Below are 17952 nucleotides of genomic sequence, written 5' to 3'. Positions count from 1 at the left end.
CCCCTAGAAGAACGTGATCTCCGATTCGCGGACGTTGGCGGCGTTGCCCGAGGTGTGCGCCCGGCGTTCGTCCTCCATCGTGTAGCTGGCCGAGATGGCTTCCAGCGCCTCGTCCGGGTCGATCGGCGGCGCGTCGGAAAGGGCCCGTTCGCCGGCCTCGGCGACGGTGTCGGCGAACTTGCTCACGCTGTCGCGCAGGTGCTCGAGCACCTGGCAGACGCGGTCCTGGAACTGGAGTTGGGTCAGCGACTGGCTGACCTCGGAGCGGATCCCGACGGCGGCACGCTCCAGCTCGCTCGACGAGTCGCGGAAGCCGGTCACCAGCGCCTGCAGGTCGTCGAGGACCGCCTGCACCTCGGCGTTGGCCCCGGCCACCGCCCGGTCCTCGCGGTCGGCGGTCTCCTCGGCGTGACCGAGGATCGCGCTGATCGTGCTGCCGGCCCGGCTGACCTTCTCGGCCATCCGGTCGCTGGTGCCCAGCGAGTGGTCGGCGAGCTGGCGTACCTCGTCGGCGACCACGCCGAACGCCGCGCCGGCCTCGCCGATGCGGGCGGCCTCGATCGAGGCGTTGAGCGCGAGCAGGTTGGTCTGCGCCGCGATCGCGCCGACCTCGCCGGACATCTGGCGCAGCTCGCTGTTGAGGGTCTGCAGGTTGCGGAGCTCGGCGACAGTCTGCCGCTTGGTGGCCAGGGCCTCGTCGAGGGTGCCGACGACGTCGCCGAGCCGGGCCCGGCTGCGGTCGAAGGTGCCGCCCTGGCCCTCCTCCAGGGCGCCGGTCGACGAGGCGAGAACCGTGTCGAGGTTCTCCACGATCCCGGCGAACTGCTCGGTGATCTGGCCGATCGCCGTCTCCATCTGGGTACGGCTCGAATCGATCTGGGCCGACCAGACGGGCGCGAGGGACCCGGCCAGCCGCGTGACGCTGGTGAGATGGGTGTCGGCCGCGCGTGCCTCGACCTGCGCGGCCACCGGCTTGCGGCGGCCGGCCACGAAGCCGGCGCCGAGCCCGACGGCGAGGGCGCCCAGCGCCCAGAGCAGCTCAGCCATACCGATGGATCATCTCCGCGATGTGTGTCAGCGGCGCCTCCCGCTGGACGGCGCCGAGCTGGACCGCTTCGTGGGGCATGCCGTGCACGACGCATGTCGCCGCGTCCTGGGCCACCGTGAACGCGCCGGCCTGGCGCATCTCGAGCAGCCCCCGGGCGCCGTCGTCACCCATGCCCGTCATGATCACGCCGATCGCGCTCGGCCCGGCCGCCCGCGCGGCCGATCGGAAGAGCACGTCGACCGAGGGCCGGTGCCGGTTGACCGGTGGCGCGTCGAAGACACGCACCCGGTAGCCGCTGCCGCACCGGACCAGTTCCGTGTGCCGGCCGCCGGGCGCGATCAGCACCCGGCCCGGGATCACCTCGGCGCCGTCAACCGCCTCGACGACGTGCACCTGGCACATGTCGTCGAGCCGTTGGGCGAACGCGGCGGTGAAGTGCTCCGGCATGTGCTGCACGACCACCATGCCGGGGTTGGCCCGCGGCAGCGCGGGCAGGACGATCTCGAGGGCCTTGGTGCCGCCGGTGGAGGTGCCGAGCACGATCACCCGGTCGCCGCTCTGTTTGGCCGGCTCGGCCTGGCGGGGCACGCGGCCGGCGGCCGAGCGCACCGCCTCGACGATCTCGGCCGAGTGCTCGATGAACTCCTTCAGCCCGCTCTCCGGCTTGGTGATCACAGTGGTCACCCCGGCCGTGGGCGTGGCCGCCGCCGACGAACAGAGCACGACCGGCGTGGGCCGCACCGCCATGACCCGCTCCAGGAAGGTCGTGCCGCCCATCCGCGGATCGACCACCAGCACGTCCGGCCACGATCGGTTCATCCGTTCCAGCGCGTGGACCGGGTCGGCGTACGCGCCGATGACCTCCATGCCGCTCTGCCGGAGCCGGGCCGCGAGGTGCTGCCGCACGACGGCCGAGTCGTCGACGATCAGCACGCCGATCGCCCGGCCGCTCACAGCGAGCTCCAGGCACGGGTGCTGCGGCCGGCCGCCGAGGTCAGCGTCACCTCGCCGGAGGCGATCTCGAAGCTCAGCCGGCGCGGGCCGGTGCCGCCCAGGTCGGTGTGCGCCAGCCGGAAGCCGAACCGCCGCAGCAGCGTGAGGCCGGCCTCGATGTTGTCCCGCGCGATGTCGGGCGCGCGACCGCGCTGGAACGGCGGGAACTGGTTGCCACCGCCGTACAGGTGGGTCACGTACTCGGACGGACGGGTGCCGAGCCGCTCGATCGCGTGCAGGAACATCCGGATCGCGTGGTCGGCGTAACGGCCGTCCAGCCCGCGGCGGGCCGCCGGGATCCGCCGGTGCGGGAGCATGTAGTGGCACATGCCCCCGACCTGCAGGCGCGGGTGCCAGAGGGTGACCGACACGCACGACCCCAGCAGCGTATGGATACGGGTGTCGTGGCCGCCGAAGTAGAAGTCTCCGGGGTTCAGCACCACTTCCACGACACTAGCCACGCGTCTGCCCGGGGATGCGGTAAATCGACGGTTCGATCATCCGCAGCCGGGACGGGATGCCGTTGAGCGACTCCGAGTGGCTGACGATGAAGTAGCCGCCGGGGTGCAGCATCTCCTGGAGTCGCAGAACCAGCTCCCGTTTCGTCTCGGGGTCGAAGTAGATCATGACGTTGCGCAGGAAGATGACGTCGAAGCGGCCGAGGTGGCCGAGCTGGCCCATCAGGTTGTCCTGGCGGAAGCTCACCCGGGCGCGCAGCCGCCGGTTCACGGCCATCGTCCCGTCGTACTCCTCGCGACCGCGCATGCAGTACTTGCGCAGCATCGGGTGTGGGATCTTCTCGGCCGCCGTGATCGGGTAGATGCCGAGCCGGGCGTTGTCCACGACGCGGGTCGAGATGTCGGTGCCGACGATCTCCCACGGCGCGTCCGGCATGGCGTCGGAGAGGACCATGGCCGCCGTGTACGCCTCTTCGCCGGTCGAACTGGCCGCACTCCACACCCGCAGCGCCCGCCCACGGTCGCGGTCGGGCACGACGACGTCGCGCAGGAACTCGAAATGCTGCTGCTCACGGAAGAAGAACGTCTCGTTGGTGGTGAGCAGGTTGATCAGCTGGATCATCTCGGCGCTCGAGGCCGGCTGCGTGCGCAGGTACCGGACGTACTCCGGGTAGTCGGCCATCCCCAGGTTGCGCAGGCGCTTGTCGAGCCGTCCGGCGACGAGCGCCTCCTTGCCGGGCGAGAGCCGGATCCCGGTCTCACGGTGGAGCAGGCCGGTGATGTAGATGAACTCCGCCGGCCCGATCTCGCGGTAGGTCAGGGATTGCTGCATCAAAGTCCTTCAAGCGGCTCGTTCGTTTCCTCGGCATGGCCCCCTGCCCGGGCTGCATCGCCGAGGCTGACCATCTCGCTGATCGACAAAACTTGACCGACGTCAAGCAGAATCAGGAAATCGCCGTCGCGCCGGGCCATGCCGCTGATGTAGTCGGCACGGATCCCGGAGCCGAAGGAGGGCGCCGGCTCGATGTCGGTCTCGGCCAGCTCCACGACCTTGTTGACCGAGTCGACGAGGATCCCGATGTCCTGCCCGCCGACCGCGACGCCGTCATCGTCGTCCATCCCGATGTCGTCGAGGTGCACGATGATGATGCTGGTACGGCGCCGGACCGTGGTGGAGCCGCGGTCGAAGCGGATGGCGAGGTCGATGACGGGCACCGCCCGGCCGCGCAGGTTGATCACCCCGCGGATGAAAGGCGGCATCATCGGCACCACGGTCAGGTGGCGGTACTCGAGGATCTCGAGCACGTGGAAGATGTCGACCGCGTACGCCTCGTCGTTGAGCGTGAAGGTCAGGAAGCGGCCGGAGCCCACCCGGGCCAACGTGTCGGTCACCGCAGGTCCTCTCCGTTGTCGATCCCGTCACGCACAATCCGACCATTAGTTCGGCAGGTCAGACCAGGATATGAATCTTTATCGCTTATATCCGACCAATTCACCCTAGGCTGAGGAGGCGAGTCGCTGACCCCAACCGAGGAGCGTCACATGGCGGACAAAGGCTTCGGGTTCCGCAACCTGTCGGTTGCCTGGAAGCTGCGCTGGATGGCCATCGTCACCTGCATCCTGCTGCTGGCCGTGGGAGTGGTCGGGATCTACCAGCTCGGCAACACGCAGGAGCGGTTGCGCGACATGTACAACACCAACCTCCAGAACACCAAGGCGCTGGACAACGTCGCCATCGCGTACCGGGATCTCCGCCTCGGGATACGCGCGCTGGCGCTGGCCCAGAACGCCACGGAGACGCAGGCCGCCACCACGCGGGTGCAGGGCGCGCTGGACACCCTCAACAGCGACTGGGACAAGATCAAGGCGCTGGACCTGTCGGGCAGCGACACCGACCGGGACACGGTCACCAAGAACTTCGCGTCATACCAGGACGTCGCCGAGAACAAGCTGCTCCCGGCCGTCGACGCGGGCAACCTCGCCCAGTTCAACCAGATCATCTCGACCCAGGTGAACCCGATCTCGGACACCATCGACGAAACCCTCAGCCGGCTCCTGGATGCCGAGGCGACCGCGGCCGAGACCTCGATCAAAAATTCCGCCGACGCGTACGGCACGGCGCGGATGTTGATGATCATCCTGGTCGTGGTGGCGCTGTTGTTCACCTTCGGCATGGTCTTCGTGATCACCCGCTCGATCGCCGGACCGCTGCAGAAAACCGTCGCGGTGCTCTCCGGGCTCGCGGCCGGGCGCCTCGACCAGCGGCTCGACGTCGACAGCCGAGACGAGGTCGGTCAGATGGCGGTGGCGCTCAACAGCGCGCTCGAACGCCTCTCCGACACCGTCGGCACCGTCATCGACTCCTCCGCGCAGATCAACAACGCGGCCGGTCAGATCAGCGGCGCGTCGCAGAGCCTCTCGCAGGCCGCGACCGAGCAGGCCTCCAGCGTCGAGGAGACCACCTCGAGCCTCGAGGAGATGACCGCCGGCATCGCCCAGAACAGCGAGAACGCGAACGCCACCGAGGAGATCGCGGCCAAGGCCAAGGCCGAGGCGCTGGAGGGTGGCGAGGCGGTGCAGCTCACCGTCAACGCCATGAAGGAGATCACCAGCAAGATCGGGATCATCGACGACATCGCGTTCCAGACCAACATGCTGGCCCTCAACGCCACCATCGAGGCCGCCCGCGCCGGCGAGCACGGCAAGGGCTTCGCGGTCGTCGCCACCGAGGTCGGCAAGCTCGCCGAGCGCAGCCAGATCGCGGCCCAGGAGATCAGCGAGCTCGCCTCGGGCAGCGTGCAGACCGCCGAGCGCGCCGGCGACCTGCTCAACACCATCATTCCCAGCATTATCCGCACCTCGGACCTGGTGCAGGAGATCGCGGCGGCCAGCTCCGAGCAGCGCACCGGCGTGCATCAGGTCAGCATCGCGATGAGCCAGATCGGCAAGGTCACCGAGCAGACCGCCTCGTCGAGCGAGGAGCTCGCGGCCACCGCCGAGGAGATGTCGGCGCAGACCGCGCAGCTGCAGACGATGATGGAGTTCTTCAACACCGGCCGGGCGGTGGCCGCCGGGCGGTCGTACGGCCACGCCGAGTACACCAACATGAACGCCGGGACCTATCCGAGCCGCAACGTCCCGGCGAGCACGTACTCCGGCGGCGGCCAGGAAGCGTTCGGCCCCGAGATGGAGGCGAAGTTCGACAGCTTCCGCTAGCTAGATGCGCTGCTCGTGGAGGTCGCGGATCTCGTGGGCCGGCGCCCAGGTCTGGTAGACGCCGAAGTCGAACTCCTCGAGCCCGAGCTGGCGGGCGATCGGCGCGCGGCCACCCGTGTACTCGACTCGCAGCCAGTTGTCGGCCTCGGCGAGCACCAGGAACGGGGCGCCCCGCCAGGTGCACGTCGTGCGGACGTAGACGAGCTCGTCGTACTCCTCGGGGGTCAGCACCCGCACGTAGCGGCCGGGCTTGACCTCCTCGAAGCCGTCGGCCGGCTGGGTCGTGTAGATCCGCACGTCGTCCCCGTCGGGGACGGCGTCGAACTCACGACCCTGCCAGGTCACCACGTAGCCGTCGCGCATCACTGATCACCCACCCGGCGCCACTGCGGACCGTCGTTGTCGAAGATCGCGATCATGTGCTCGCTGCCGTCGGCGTCGATGCGCCACAGCTGCGCGCCGTGCGGCAGCCGGACACTGTCCACCTTGAACTCGGCGATCACGTCGCGGCCCTCGCCCGGGGCGAAGCCGTTGCCGCGGAAGGGCGCCCGCTCGATCACCCAGCCGTCCATGGCCTTGAGCGCCTGCTCGTTCTGGCCGCCGTACGGGATCCGGTACAGGCTGGGGCGGTAGGCCGGCCAGCGCAGGACGTACGCCTCCTTGGCCTCGCCCAGGTGCGGCGAGCCCTCGTAGGTGAGGCCCAAGGCGCCGAGAAGCTCGCCCGGGGTGCGCAGATGCTCCACCTCGGTGGCGCGGTGCACGAAGCCGGCGACCCGGTCGTATCCACGCTCGAGGTAGTAGTCGACCTGCTCGGGCGGCAGCGTCTTCTGCATCACCGTGGCGTGCTGGGCGTCGTCGTTCGCCGGGGCGGGCGCGGGCACCGGGACCTGCGGCTCGTCGTGGTCGGACGGGTCAGCGCCCAGTCCGGCCTCGGCGGCCCAGCTGGCCAGGGCGATCACCTGCGGACCGGGGTACTTCGCGCCGATCGGGCTGGCCGGGTTGACCGCGAACGACCAGGCCGGGTCGGGCCAGTTGCGGATCAGCTCGTAGAACCGGACGCTCACCGTGCGGGTCGGCTCGGCGTAGTGCTCGGCCAGGCGGTCCTTGCTGGTGAAGACGACCAGGAAGGTCTCGCCGTCCATCTGCTCGGTGCGGAACGCGAAGCCGGACTCGCCGGGCGCGCTGCCGGGACGCGAGTGATGAGCGACCGGAACCAGCACCGAGGCGAGCAGCAGCGTCGACAGGAAGTGGTCGGTGCTGTGGCCGTCGGCGGCGTCGTAGAGCTCGCGCTCGACGTCGTTGGCCGGCAGGAAAGGCTCGGACGGCGGCGGGCCGAACGACTGAGCCGGCGGAACCGGGCTGGCGCCGCGAACCTCGAGCGGCGGCGGCTGCGGCGCGCCGAGACGGGCCGGGCGGTCGCTGCCGGGCGCGCCGGGGATGACCGGCGGGGCCAGGCCGGGACGGCTCGCCGCGGGTGCGGCGGGGGCCGCGGCCTGCGCGGCGGCGGTGGCGGCACGCTCGGCCGGCGTCTTGAAGGCCGGGAACGACGTCATCGGTGCGGGCTCGGCGGCAGTGGCAGCCTGCCGGCGCGGCAGCGGCGTGCCGAAACCGGCGGCCGGCTGCCCCGGCGCGAACCCAGGACCCTGCGGACCGCCACCGGGGCCGGCCGCCTGCTGCCCGCCACCAAGGCCGGCTCCCTGCTGGGACCCACCGAGACCGGGGCCCTGCTGAGCGCCCCCGAAGCCGGGGCCTTGCGGGGCGCCGCCGAGGCCAGGAGGTGGCTGCTGGGCGCCACCGTAGCCAGGGGCCTGGGGAGACGCGCCGTAAGCGGGAGACTGCTGAGCCGCGGCCGCCTGCGGGGACGCTGGTCCCTGCGGGAAGCCGCCACCCTGCGGAGCGCCGCGCTGCGGCAGGCCGCCACGCTGCGGGAAACCACCCTGGGCCGGCTCGTCGCCCGGCGGAGTGGCCTGGCGGCGGGGCAGCTCGGGCAGAGCGGGCGCGGGGACCGGCGCGCCGGAGCCGGACCAGCGCGGGTCCAGCGGCGGCTCAGCGACCGGCGGGTCGGCCAGGTGCTCGGGGACCGGGGGCGTGTTGGCCATCGGAGTGCGGACCGGCAGCGGGGCCTTCGGGTCCTGGAGCGGGCCGCGCGGGTCCTCGCCGGAACGGTACGTGGGCCAGGCGCCGGTGGGCGCATCGCCGACCGGCACCGACGGCGGGCGGTAGGCGGGCGGAACCGCGGGCGCAGAGGACGGCGCTCCCGAAGCGGGCACGGCCGAGGACGGCGCTCCCGAGGCGGGCGCGGGCGGGGTGCGCGAGGGCAGGCCGCTCGGCATCACGCCGCTCGGCGTGCGGATGGGCAGCCCGCCGGGACCGATCTGCGGCCTCTCGGCGCCCGACGGCGTCGAGGCAGCGGCCGGCCCGGAGAAGGACGGCGGAGCGCCGGCCGGACCGGAGAAGGAGGACGGCGCGGCCTGCCCGGGGAACGACAGCGGCGCGGCCGAGGCCGGGCCGGAGAAGGACACCGGTGCGGCCGAGGCCGGGCCCGAAGCAGCCGGCGACGCGGCGGAGGCCGGCGGCGGCGCGGAGATCGGGCGGGCGACCGGCGGCGGCGCCGAAACCGGGCGGGTGGCCGCCGGCGGCGCGGAGGACTGCGGGGACGCCTCAGGCTGCTGCTCGTCGGCGGCCGGGAACTGCGGCATCCGGGTCTGGGCGGCGGCCTGCGCGTAACCGGGCGGCCCCGCCATCGGCGTGAACGACGCGGACGGGGCGGAAGCCAGCGGCGGGGCGCTCGTCGGTTGCGGATAACCGGCGGCGGCCACGGACGGCACATTCGTCGGCTGATAGCCGGGAGCCGCGCCCGGTGGCACGCTGGTCGGCTGCGGATAGCCGGAGCCGGCCGCGGGCGGGTGCTGATAACCGGGACCGGCCGCTGGTGGGTGCTGATAGCCGGTGCCGGCCGCGGGCGGCTGCTCAAAGCCCGGGGCGGCCGCGGCCGGGCGCTGCGGATAGCCCGCGGGAGGCGCGCTCGTGGGCTGCGGGTAGCCCGCCGCGGCGGCGGGCGGCACGGCGCCGGGGCGCTGCGGGTGGCCCGGGCCGTCCTGCTGCGCGGCGGCCGCGTTGGCCGCCATCGCGGCGGAATGCAGGTCCTGGATGCGGCCGGGCGCGGCCGCCTTCTCACGGCCGGGGCCGCGGGTCGGCAGCCTCAGGTCGCCGCGGGACAGCTGGGCGACGAACCAGGCCGGAAGGTAGCCCTCGATCGGCAGGCCGGGGTTGACCGCCAGCCACCACTCGAGGTTGGGCCAGGTGTTGGCAAGCTCGGAGTACGGCACGCGGCGGGCCGAGCCGTTGTAGTCGGCCAGGCAGTGCTGCATCGCCGCCGGGGATGTGAACGCCAGCACGTGTGTGCGGCCCCCGGTGCTCCAGGTGCCCCAGCCGAGCGGCGTCAGCCCCTGAAGGGCGTCGGCCGACACCGGCAACAAGAGGTCGACACCGGCGAGGATACGGAAGTACGACTCCTGGTCGTCCGTTCGCAACGCATCGCGCATCGCGACCTCGGCGTCCGTAGCCGGTTCCCACTCGGACACGTCCACCTCTCCCCACCGCGCGACGAGGCCATCTCAACGCGTACAACCTACAAGGTCAGGCGGCGATCACAATGGGGGGCGTTGAGCTGACGGGCAAGTCGTGTCCGAGGCGCCCCCGGTTCGCCACCAACGGCCCTATTTTGGTCGCTGGGCGCGATCATCCAAACACTGATCGTAGCGGTAACGGTCGTCCGGGCCATTACGCGATCGGGGGACATCAAATGCGCAACAACGGACTAAACGGCCGGATCAGCCGCAGAAGGCTGGTCCGGCCGTTTCAAGTCGTCTGACGACGTCGCCGGCTCACTGGAAGCGGCTGGTCGCCTGCTTCTCGGTCGTGATGTAGTCCTCGGTCGACTGCTCGACGGCAGCCTTGATGTTCTGCAGGATCTGCGTGAGGTCGGTCGAAGCCGCCTTCCACCGGGCCTGCCGGGCCGCGTACGCCTGCTGGGCGTCGCCGCCCCAGGACGCCACCAGGGGAGCCGCGGCGCGCTCGAGCTCGTCGAGCTGGCTCTGCATGGTGCTGATGCCCTTGTTGATGTCGGCGGTCGCCTGCTGCAGCGCGCCGAAGTTGACGAGAAGAACTCCGTCGTTGGCCATCTTTACTAACCCTCCTCGTCGGGGCTCAGAGCGGCAGGCTGAAGCCGCCACCACTGTTGGCGACCTTGCTGGCGGCTGTGGTGTCGGTGGAGTCGTAGCCCGCACCCGACTGGCGAATCGACTCGGCGGTCTCGGACAGAGCCTGGTTCAGGGCCTTGAGGTCGTTCGCGTACTGCAGCTTGACCTGCTCGAACGCCTGTGCGCCGAGGCCTTTCCAGGAGCTCTGCAGCGCCGAGAGCTCGTTCATGAGCTGCGACAGCATCGTCTGCAACCCATCGTTGACACTGTCGAACTTGGTGGCGGTTGTCGCCATCACCTGGGATTCTGCCTGCGTGTAGGCCACCCCGGTCGCACCCCGCTTTCTCGATCGTGTCGCCGAAGCGCCGGACATCCCTTGTGGACGGGCCCGAGGCCCCTCGGCGTATCGACATCAGTTTCTTTCCGAACGCCGACCGTAGCGATCCGGTTCAATCGGCGATACCCCGAGATGGCGATCTGTGGATAACTCGTCACCCCCTACGGTGACGGGGCGAGTCCTACGATGGCCCCGACAAGGCAGAAGGGTGGTTTGCGGTGACGGTGGGTGTGGCGGGCGGCCGGGACTACCGCGACCTCACCGGGGCCGCCGGTCCACTACCCAAGGTCAGCACCCGGCCTCGCAGGCGGGGCCGGTTGTTCGGCATCCGCGCGAGCCAGCTGGTCGGCACCCAGGTCGCCGCGGCCGCCCTGCTGATCGGTGCCGTCAACGGCCCGGTCGCTCTGGCCGCGGCCGCCGTCCCGGCCGTGCTCATCCTCGCCCTGACCTGGCTGCGGGTGCGTGGGCGGTGGGTCTTCGAGTGGATCGGCGTGGCGATGCGCTTCGGCGGCCGCAAGCACACCGCGCCGCCCGGCCCGGCCGTCGGCGCGCTGCTCGAGCTGGTGGCGCCGGGCAGCCGGGTCGAGCAGACCGACCTGGCCGGCGACCCGGCCGCGGTCATCGTCGACGGCCTCGGCCTCACCGCGGTGCTCGAGCTGGGCGACCCGGCCGGTCTGCTCGCCGAGGATTCGCAGGCGCTGCCGTCACCGGCCTCGCTGCTGCCGCCGGCCGGCCCCGAGCAGCCGCCGGTGCTGATCCAGCTGCTGCTCAGCGGCGCCCCGGCGCCCTCGGTCCGGGCCGGCGCCGGCACCCCGGCCAACTCCTACCGGCAGCTCACCGAGGGCCGCCTGCTCGGGCACAGCCGCGCGCTGCTCGCCGTGCGGGTCCTGCGGGCCGAGGGCTGGTCCGACGACGAGCTGCTGCGCACGCTCTCCGGCCTGGTGCGCAAGATGACCCGCCGGCTCTCCGCCGCGCCGGCCCGCCCGCTCGGCGAGGCCGCGGCGCTGCGGGCGCTCGCCGAGATCGCGCACGACGAGGGTGTGGGCGGCGCCCAGGAGACGTGGCCGGGCCTGCGGGTCGGCGGCCTCGCGCAGACCACGTTCCGGCTGCGCCGCTGGCCCGACACCCGGATCGAGACGGCGCGCCGCCTGGTGCCGCGCATGCTGACGCTGCCCGCGGCGGCCACCACGGTCTCGCTGACCGCCGGGCCGCGCCCGGCGCACGGCCCCACCCCGATCGACCTCACCGTGCGTCTCGCCGCGCCCGATCCGGCCACGCTCGGCGTCGCCGCCCAGGCGCTGCGCAAGGTGGTGTCGGCCGAGCACGCGCACGTCCGCCGGCTCGACGGTGAGCAGCTGATGGGCCTGGCCGCCACGCTCCCGCTCGGCGGCAGCGGCACGCCCTCGGCCGTGCCCGGCCTGCCGCCCGAGGTGCAGCCGGCCGACCAGTCCGACGCGCTGATCCTGCCGGTGGGCACGTCGGGCCTGATGCTGGGCCGCAACCGGCACGGCAACCCGGTGGTGGCCCGGCTGTTCCGCCCCGAGCAGACCCGGGTGCTGCTGGTCGGCGGGGTGCGCTGCGCCCAGCTGATCTCGCTGCGGGCGATGGCGCTGGGCGCCCGGGTGGTCGTGCAGACGGCGCGCCCGCAGGCGTGGGAGCCGTTCGTGCGGGGCGCGGCCGTGCCGGGCGAGTCGATCGCCGTGGTGCCGCCCGGCCGGGCCTTCGAGATCGCCCCCGGCTCGGCCCTGCACCCACTGCTCGTCGTCGTGGACGTGGGCGCGGTGGGCGCCGACAACCGGCCCGGCGCGGGCTGGCAGGCCACGCTGGTGGTGCGCGACGACTTCGGGGCCGCCGACGTCGACGTGGCCTCCCGTGCCGACCTGCTCGTACTCCAGCCGCTGCGGCCCGACGAGGCGGCGCTGCTCGGCGGCGCGCTGGGTCTCGGCGAGGTGGCACAGTGGATGACCCGGATCCGCCCCGACATGGTGGGTGTGGTCAACCGGCGCGCGGTGCGGTGGGCGGCGCTGGCCGAGACGCCCATCGAGGGCCAGCTCATCGGCGCGCCCACGCGCTGAAAAGGTATCGCCGATTGGCATGATCGTGACACCATCCGGTGCCATGGGCATCCTCATCCGGCTGGTGATCACCGCCGTCTCGCTGTGGATCGCGACTCTTCTGATCAGCGGGATCGAGCTCACCACCGATTCCGTACCGCAGAAGATCGCGACCCTGCTGGCCGTCGCGGTCATCTTCGGCATCATCAACGCGGTGCTCCGGCCGATCATCAAGGTGATCGGCTGCGGGCTCTACGTCCTCACCCTCGGCCTGATCGCGATCGTGGTCAACGGCCTGCTCTTCATGTTGACCAGCTGGATCGCGGGCGAGCTCAACCTACCGTTCCACGTGGACGACTTCTGGCCCAGCGCGGTGCTCGGCGCCCTGCTCGTCGGCGTCGTGAGCTGGCTGCTGAACATGCTGGTCCCGGACGGTGGCGACGACTGATCCACGACGCGACGGCCGCCCGCTCGACCCGGTGCGGGCGGCCGTGAGCTGAGCCATATGCAAGGGGCTGACGCGGGTCGAGCCCTTACGGTGTTGGCATGAGCGAGGAGCGGCGCGGTTACCTGTACGGCCTGACGGCGTACGTGCTCTGGGGTTTCTTCCCGATCTACTTCAAGCAGCTCAAGCCGTCCGGCGCTCTCGAGATCCTCGCCCACCGCGTGATCTGGTCCGTCGTCTTCGTCAGCATCGTGCTGGCGGCGGCGCGCAATTGGCGCTTCCTGATGCGGATCGTGCGCTCGCCCCGGCTGTTCGGCGGGATCTCGGCCGCGGCCGTGCTGATCGCGATCAACTGGGGCACGTACATCTACGGCGTCAACTCCGATCGGGTCGTCGAGACCGCGCTCGGCTATTTCATCACCCCGCTCGTGCTGGTGCTGCTCGGCGTGACCGTCGAGCGCGAGCGGCTGCGCGCCTGGCAGTGGGCGGCCGTCGCCGTCGGCGGGATCGCGGTCGTGGTGCTGACCATCGACTACGGCCGCCTGCCGTACATCGCGTTGCTGCTGGCCGCGAGCTTCGGCACCTACAGCCTGGTCAAGAAGCGTCTCAAGCTGCCGCCGGCCGAGGGCCTGTTCGTCGAGTCGTCGGTGCTGGCCATCCCGGCGCTGGTCTACGTGGTCTGGCTGACCGCGGCCGGGCACGCGAAGTTCGGGCACGTGTCGGCGACGCACACCGCGCTGATGATCTTCGCCGGGGTGGCGACCGCGGTGCCGCTGCTGCTGTTCGCGGCGTCGGCGAACCGGGTGCCGATGGTCGGGATCGGCATCCTCCAGTACGTGGCGCCGATCCTCCAGCTCGCCTGCGGGCTGCTCATCTTCCACGAGCCGATGCCGCCGGCCCGGCTCGCCGGCTTCGGCCTGGTGTGGATCGCGCTGATCATCTTCACCGTGGACGCGCTGCGCCAGAGATCGACGCCCGGCCCGGCAGCCGCCACCGCCGAGCCGGTCGCCGCTCTTCCACCCCGCTGATCCGGAATCAGAGGATCAGGGGACGTCGTAGGCGAGCAGCACCCGGCCGTCGAACCGCACCAGCTCGATCCGGCTGATGTTGCCGCGGCCGAAGTGGGTGAAACCCTGCATCGAGAAGACCGCGCCGGGCTCGGCGTCCCAGGAGCCGATCTGCTCCTGGTCGTTGCCGTGACCGTAGGCGACCAGACGGAACGTCGACTTCTCCGGCGCCGACGAGCTGTAGGTGCAGACCAGGTCGGCCTTGGTGCCGCCGGCGGCGCTGGTCAGCCGTACGGTGGCGGAGACCAGGGAGGACGCGTCGACCCGGGTCATCGCGGTCGCGGGGCCGCCCGGCACGGTGCCGGGCGCGGTGGTGTCGCGGGTCCAGGCCAGCACGCCGATGCCGACCAGGCCGACGAGGATGGCCACGGCGACGGAGCTCAGCACCCGTACGCCGAAATTCTTGCGCCTTTTGCCTTTTGCCGCCGGAGGCGCCGCCATGTCGCGCAGGGACGCGCCGGGGTGATCGGCGGTCAGCGTCGGATCGAGGAGCTTCGCGAACTCCTTGGCGTCCAGCCGGGACAGCAGATCGGGCAGCGTCGAGATGTCGGCGACCGCCTCGCGGCAGAACGAACAGGTCGCCAGGTGCCGCTCGTAGGCGGCACGCTCGGCCGGCGAGAGGGCACCCAGCACATACGCCCCGTCGTCATGCTCGTGCTCACAGTGCACCCCGTCACCACCCTCCGCTGACCTCCCGCGTGCACCCTGTCTTACGTGACAGGGCCGCGTGAGGTTCAACGGAGTCTTAGACGCCCTCGTCAGGCCGCCCTGCTGTCCGATTTGTCAGGCTGTTGCCGACTCGCCCGCCGACAATGCCTCGGCCACGTTGCGCGCGGCGGCGGTCAGCTTGGCCCGAACCACCCGCGCGGAGGTGAGCATCTCGGCCGCCGGAAGCGAGCACGCGAGCACCAGCCGGCGCTCGATGTCACGGTCCGCGACCACGAGCACGGCCGCACAGGCCAGGCCCTGCCGGAACTGGCCCATCTCGATCTGCATGCCGCGCCTCTCCCCCGCCGCCAGGTCGGCCTCGAGCGCCTCGGGCGTGACCAGGGTGGCCGGGGTGAACTGCCGCATGCCGTAGTCGCGCAGGTAACGCGCGCGCTGGTCGGGGGTCAGCGTGGCGAGCAGCGCCTTGCCGAGGGCGGTGGCATGGCCGCCCTCGTCGAAGCCGGGCGCCATGTCGTCGACGAACGGCGAGCGGGCGCCCTCGGCCGAGGCGGTCACCGCGATCCGGCCGCCGACGAAACGGCCCAGATAGTGGGTGTAGCCGGTGTCGAGGGCGGCGCGGCGCAGCGCCTCGCCGACCGCGGGCGGCCCGCGGAACGCGGAGACCAGCTCCCGATATCGATCGGCGATCTCCAGCCCGACGATGTACGTGCCGTCCTCACGACGGATCACATAGCCCTCGTAAGCCAGGGTGCGCACGAGGTGGTAAGTCGTCGCGACAGTCAACTCGCACCGTCGCGCTATCTGCTTCACGGTGAGTCCGCGCGGGGCCCGGCCGACCGACTCGAGGACACGCAACGCGCGTGACACGCTCCGAATCAGATCGGACGGCTCCGCCAGGGGGTCGCGCACAGCTACCTCCGACGCCAGGGACTTACACCATATGAATAATCTTCCCCCGACGGAATGCCAAACAGCATGTGGATCACGATCGATTTACACGACGTGTGTGGTCATTTGCACTGAACGCGGTGGGATGCATTCTGCGGGCATAGGCTTCGAGCGATGGCCCGAACGCTCGACAACGCATCGACCAGCGTAAACGTGACCAGCCCGGTGCGCGCGGCGACCGGCGCGCTCACCACGACGGTCGCCGTCGCCTTCCCGGTGTTCCTGGTCGGCGGCCTCGCCGTACAAGTAAGTGATGATCTTCGATTCTCTCCGGCGGGCCTCGGACTCGCGGTCTCGGCGTACTTCGGAGTCAGCGCGCTCGCCTCGCTGCCGGCCGGATGGCTGGTCGAGCGGTACGGCGCCGCGCGGATCTCCCGCTACGGCATCGCGCTCGCGGCGGCCTCGATGATCGGGATCGCGGCCGCGGCGAATGCACTGTGGAGTCTCGTCGCGATCCTCGCTCTCGGGGCGGGCGCCAACGCGATGGGGCAACTGGCGAGCAACACCAGCCTGTCGCGGCACGTGCCGGCCGGGCGGCAGGGGTTGTCGTTCGGCGTGAAGCAGGCCGCCATCCCGGTCAGCACGCTCCTGGCGGGCGCGGCGGTGCCGGTGGTTGCTCTGACCCTGGGCTGGCGGTGGGCTTTCGTGCTGGGCGGCCTGCTCGCGGTGGCGGCGCTGCCGCTGGTCCCGGCTGCGGACAACGCTCGGATATACCGAAAAATGCGAGAGAAGCGGGCAACGAGCGCCCTCGTCGTCGTCGGGCTCGCTGCCACGCTCGCCGCGGCCTCGGCCAACGCCCTCGGCACGTTCCTCGTCGACTCGGCCGTGGCTCGCGGCATCGCTCCCGGCCCGGCCGGTCTCTCGCTGACCCTGGGCAGCGCGGTCTGCGTGGCCGCCCGGATCCTCGGCGGCTGGCAGGCCGACCGTCGCCCCGGCCGTCAGGTGGGCGTGATCGCCGGCCTGCTGGCCTGCGGCGCCGTCGGGCTGGCTCTGCTGGCCGTGCCGGGCCCGCTCCCGCTGATCGCCGGCGTGGTGCTCGGCTTCGGGCTCGGCTGGTCGTGGCCGGGGCTGATGAACTTCGCGGTCGTCCGGCTCCACCCGCAGGCGCCGGCCGCCGCCACCTCGATCACGCAGACGGGCGTGTATGCCGGCGGCTGCGTCGGGCCGCTGGGGCTGGGCGCGGTCGCCGCCCTGGCCGGTTACCCGGCCATGTGGATCGTCGCGGCCGTGGCGATGGTGAGCGCGGCCGCCCTGATGCTGGTGGGCAGCCGGATGCTCAACTCACACGGGGAGCGCGGCTAGCTCGTGCGGTCGGCGATGAAGTCGCAGAGCGCCTCCATCGCGCGCTTCGCCTCGCCGGCCGGGAGCGGGGCCAGCTGAGCGCGGGCCTCCTCCGCGTACGTCCGGACGGTCTCGCGCGCCCGCTTCATCGCCGCCGACTCGCGCAGCAGCGTCAGCGCCTCGGCGTGCAGGGCGTCGTCGGTGATCGGGCCGGTCGCCAGGATCTCGCGCAGCCGCACCGCGGAGGCGTCGGTGTCGTCGCCGGCCAGCGCGTACAGCACCGGCAGGGTCGGCACGCCCTCGCGCAGGTCGGTGCCGGGCGTCTTGCCGGACTGCACCGAGTCGGAGGCGATGTCGAGCAGGTCGTCGGAGAGCTGGAAGGCGATGCCGATCGTCTCGCCGTAGCCCGCGAGCGCCTCGACGAACTCCGTGGGAGCGCCCGAAAAGAGCCCGCCGAAGCGCGCCGACGTGGCGATCAATGAGGCCGTTTTCTCGGTGATGACGTGCAGGTAGTGCTCGATCGGATCGGCGTCGCGGGCGCCCACCGTCTCGGCGATCTGCCCGTGCACGAGCCGCGCGAACGTGCGCGCCTGCAGCTGGACGGCCTCGGGGCCGAGGGAGGCGGCGATGTCGGCCGCGCGGGCGAACAGATAGTCACCCACCAGGATGGCCACCGAGTTGCCCCAGCGCGAGTTGGCACTGGGCGCGCCGCGCCGCACGGTCGCCTCGTCCATGACGTCGTCGTGGTAGAGCGTCGCCAGGTGGGTCAGCTCCACCACGTTGGCCGCCGCGATGATCTCGGGCGCCTGCGGATCGCCGAACTGCGCCCCGAGCGCCACGAGCAGCGGACGGAACCGTTTGCCACCGGCATCGGCGAGATGCCGCGCAGCCTCGGCCACCAACGGGTCGGCGCTGGCCACGTTGGCCCGGAGCGCCTCCTCCACAGCGGCCAGCGTCGACGTGACCGACGCATCGACGACGGGGTCGATGTCCAGGCCAAGCGACGAGAGCGTCATATCACCGGTGCTCACCACGCTTTCACGATGCCATATGCGTCCGGCAACACCAGCCCCAGGGGTGTCGGTAACAAGATCAAAACCAAAATCCGACATTCGTACGCGGTCGGCACGGCACCCGCCGCACCGGCCCGGCCGGGTGGGTGGTCACGCTCCGCGCGCCCGACCGGGCGGCCCAGTGGGACAAAAAGGGCCCCGGCTTTCGCCGGGGCCCGTCG

General features: G+C 71.6%; 17 protein-coding genes. 5 read left to right on the top strand and 12 right to left on the bottom strand.

The features are described 5' to 3' along the window. Positions 1-3: 3 nt before the first annotated feature. The 5 genes from ACQPZX_RS01600 to ACQPZX_RS01580 are packed head-to-tail and all read right to left on the bottom strand — an operon-like array spanning position 4 to position 3891. Positions 4-1047: a methyl-accepting chemotaxis protein gene (locus tag ACQPZX_RS01600; RefSeq protein ID WP_433373304.1), complete on the bottom strand. Its 1044-nt coding sequence runs from the start codon at positions 1045-1047 to the stop codon at positions 4-6. Next, a complete protein-coding gene (gene cheB, locus ACQPZX_RS01595) occupies positions 1040-2002 on the bottom strand; it encodes a chemotaxis-specific protein-glutamate methyltransferase CheB (protein ID WP_433373302.1) in 963 nt (320 codons plus the stop codon). Before cheB ends, ACQPZX_RS01600 begins: the two co-directional genes overlap by 8 nt. Next, positions 1999-2490 carry a chemotaxis protein CheD gene (locus ACQPZX_RS01590; protein ID WP_433373299.1) on the bottom strand — a complete coding sequence of 164 codons (492 nt, stop codon included), beginning with the start codon at positions 2488-2490 and terminating at the stop codon, positions 1999-2001. Before ACQPZX_RS01590 ends, cheB begins: the two co-directional genes overlap by 4 nt. Before the next feature lie 4 nt (positions 2491-2494). Further along, positions 2495-3331: a CheR family methyltransferase gene (locus tag ACQPZX_RS01585; RefSeq protein WP_433373296.1), complete on the bottom strand. Its 837-nt coding sequence runs from the start codon at positions 3329-3331 to the stop codon at positions 2495-2497. Further along, positions 3331-3891, bottom strand: coding sequence for a chemotaxis protein CheW (locus tag ACQPZX_RS01580; protein WP_433373293.1), 561 nt, complete (start codon positions 3889-3891; stop codon positions 3331-3333). Before ACQPZX_RS01580 ends, ACQPZX_RS01585 begins: the two co-directional genes overlap by 1 nt. 150 nt (positions 3892-4041) lie before the next feature. Between ACQPZX_RS01580 and ACQPZX_RS01575 the strand changes: the two genes are divergently transcribed. Beyond that, on the top strand, positions 4042-5715 hold the full coding sequence (locus ACQPZX_RS01575; RefSeq protein ID WP_433373290.1) for a methyl-accepting chemotaxis protein: 1674 nt from the start codon (positions 4042-4044) through the stop codon (positions 5713-5715). Here ACQPZX_RS01575 and ACQPZX_RS01570 read toward each other — a convergent pair whose 3' ends face one another. The 4 genes from ACQPZX_RS01570 to ACQPZX_RS01555 all read right to left on the bottom strand — a co-directional run bounded on the left by ACQPZX_RS01570 (position 5716) and on the right by ACQPZX_RS01555 (position 10212). Then, the gene (locus ACQPZX_RS01570) at positions 5716-6078 is read right to left on the bottom strand and encodes a hypothetical protein (protein ID WP_433373287.1); all 363 of its coding nucleotides are present in this window, start codon (positions 6076-6078) and stop codon (positions 5716-5718) included. Next, complete coding sequence (locus ACQPZX_RS01565) at positions 6078-9299, bottom strand: SseB family protein (protein ID WP_433373285.1); 3222 nt, start codon at positions 9297-9299, stop codon at positions 6078-6080. Before ACQPZX_RS01565 ends, ACQPZX_RS01570 begins: the two co-directional genes overlap by 1 nt. Before the next feature lie 303 nt (positions 9300-9602). After that, positions 9603-9899, bottom strand: coding sequence for a WXG100 family type VII secretion target (locus ACQPZX_RS01560; protein ID WP_433373282.1), 297 nt, complete (start codon positions 9897-9899; stop codon positions 9603-9605). Positions 9900-9924: 25 nt separating this feature from the next. Beyond that, positions 9925-10212 (bottom strand): WXG100 family type VII secretion target, encoded by a 288-nt coding sequence (locus ACQPZX_RS01555; protein ID WP_433373279.1) that lies wholly within the window; start codon positions 10210-10212, stop codon positions 9925-9927. A gap of 260 nt (positions 10213-10472) precedes the next feature. Here ACQPZX_RS01555 and eccE point away from each other — a divergent pair, with 260 nt between their 5' ends. The 3 genes from eccE to rarD all read left to right on the top strand — a co-directional run bounded on the left by eccE (position 10473) and on the right by rarD (position 13781). Then, entirely contained in the window at positions 10473-12329 is a 1857-nt protein-coding gene (eccE, locus tag ACQPZX_RS01550; RefSeq protein ID WP_433373276.1) for a type VII secretion protein EccE, read from the top strand. Between the two features lie 43 nt (positions 12330-12372). Then, positions 12373-12756: a phage holin family protein gene (locus ACQPZX_RS01545; protein ID WP_433373273.1), complete on the top strand. Its 384-nt coding sequence runs from the start codon at positions 12373-12375 to the stop codon at positions 12754-12756. A gap of 98 nt (positions 12757-12854) precedes the next feature. Next, positions 12855-13781, top strand: coding sequence for an EamA family transporter RarD (gene rarD, locus ACQPZX_RS01540; protein WP_433373271.1), 927 nt, complete (start codon positions 12855-12857; stop codon positions 13779-13781). A 15-nt stretch (positions 13782-13796) separates the two neighbouring features. Here rarD and ACQPZX_RS01535 read toward each other — a convergent pair whose 3' ends face one another. Next, on the bottom strand, positions 13797-14489 hold the full coding sequence (locus tag ACQPZX_RS01535) for an anti-sigma factor family protein (RefSeq protein WP_433373268.1): 693 nt from the start codon (positions 14487-14489) through the stop codon (positions 13797-13799). 114 nt (positions 14490-14603) lie between these two features. Then, positions 14604-15398, bottom strand: coding sequence for an IclR family transcriptional regulator (locus tag ACQPZX_RS01530; protein WP_433373265.1), 795 nt, complete (start codon positions 15396-15398; stop codon positions 14604-14606). Positions 15399-15551: 153 nt separating this feature from the next. Between ACQPZX_RS01530 and ACQPZX_RS01525 the strand changes: the two genes are divergently transcribed. Then, positions 15552-16739 (top strand): MFS transporter, encoded by a 1188-nt coding sequence (locus tag ACQPZX_RS01525; RefSeq protein ID WP_433373262.1) that lies wholly within the window; start codon positions 15552-15554, stop codon positions 16737-16739. On the opposite strand, the gene ACQPZX_RS01520 is transcribed toward ACQPZX_RS01525, so the two are convergent. After that, entirely contained in the window at positions 16736-17734 is a 999-nt protein-coding gene (locus ACQPZX_RS01520; RefSeq protein WP_433384931.1) for a polyprenyl synthetase family protein, read from the bottom strand. The genes ACQPZX_RS01525 and ACQPZX_RS01520 overlap by 4 nt on opposite strands. Positions 17735-17952: the final 218 nt, after the last annotated feature.

This window comes from Actinoplanes sp. CA-142083 (genome assembly GCF_050942195.1).
In the GTDB taxonomy this organism is placed as follows: domain Bacteria; phylum Actinomycetota; class Actinomycetes; order Mycobacteriales; family Micromonosporaceae; genus Actinoplanes.
This window is presented reverse-complemented; position numbering and strand designations above follow the sequence as displayed.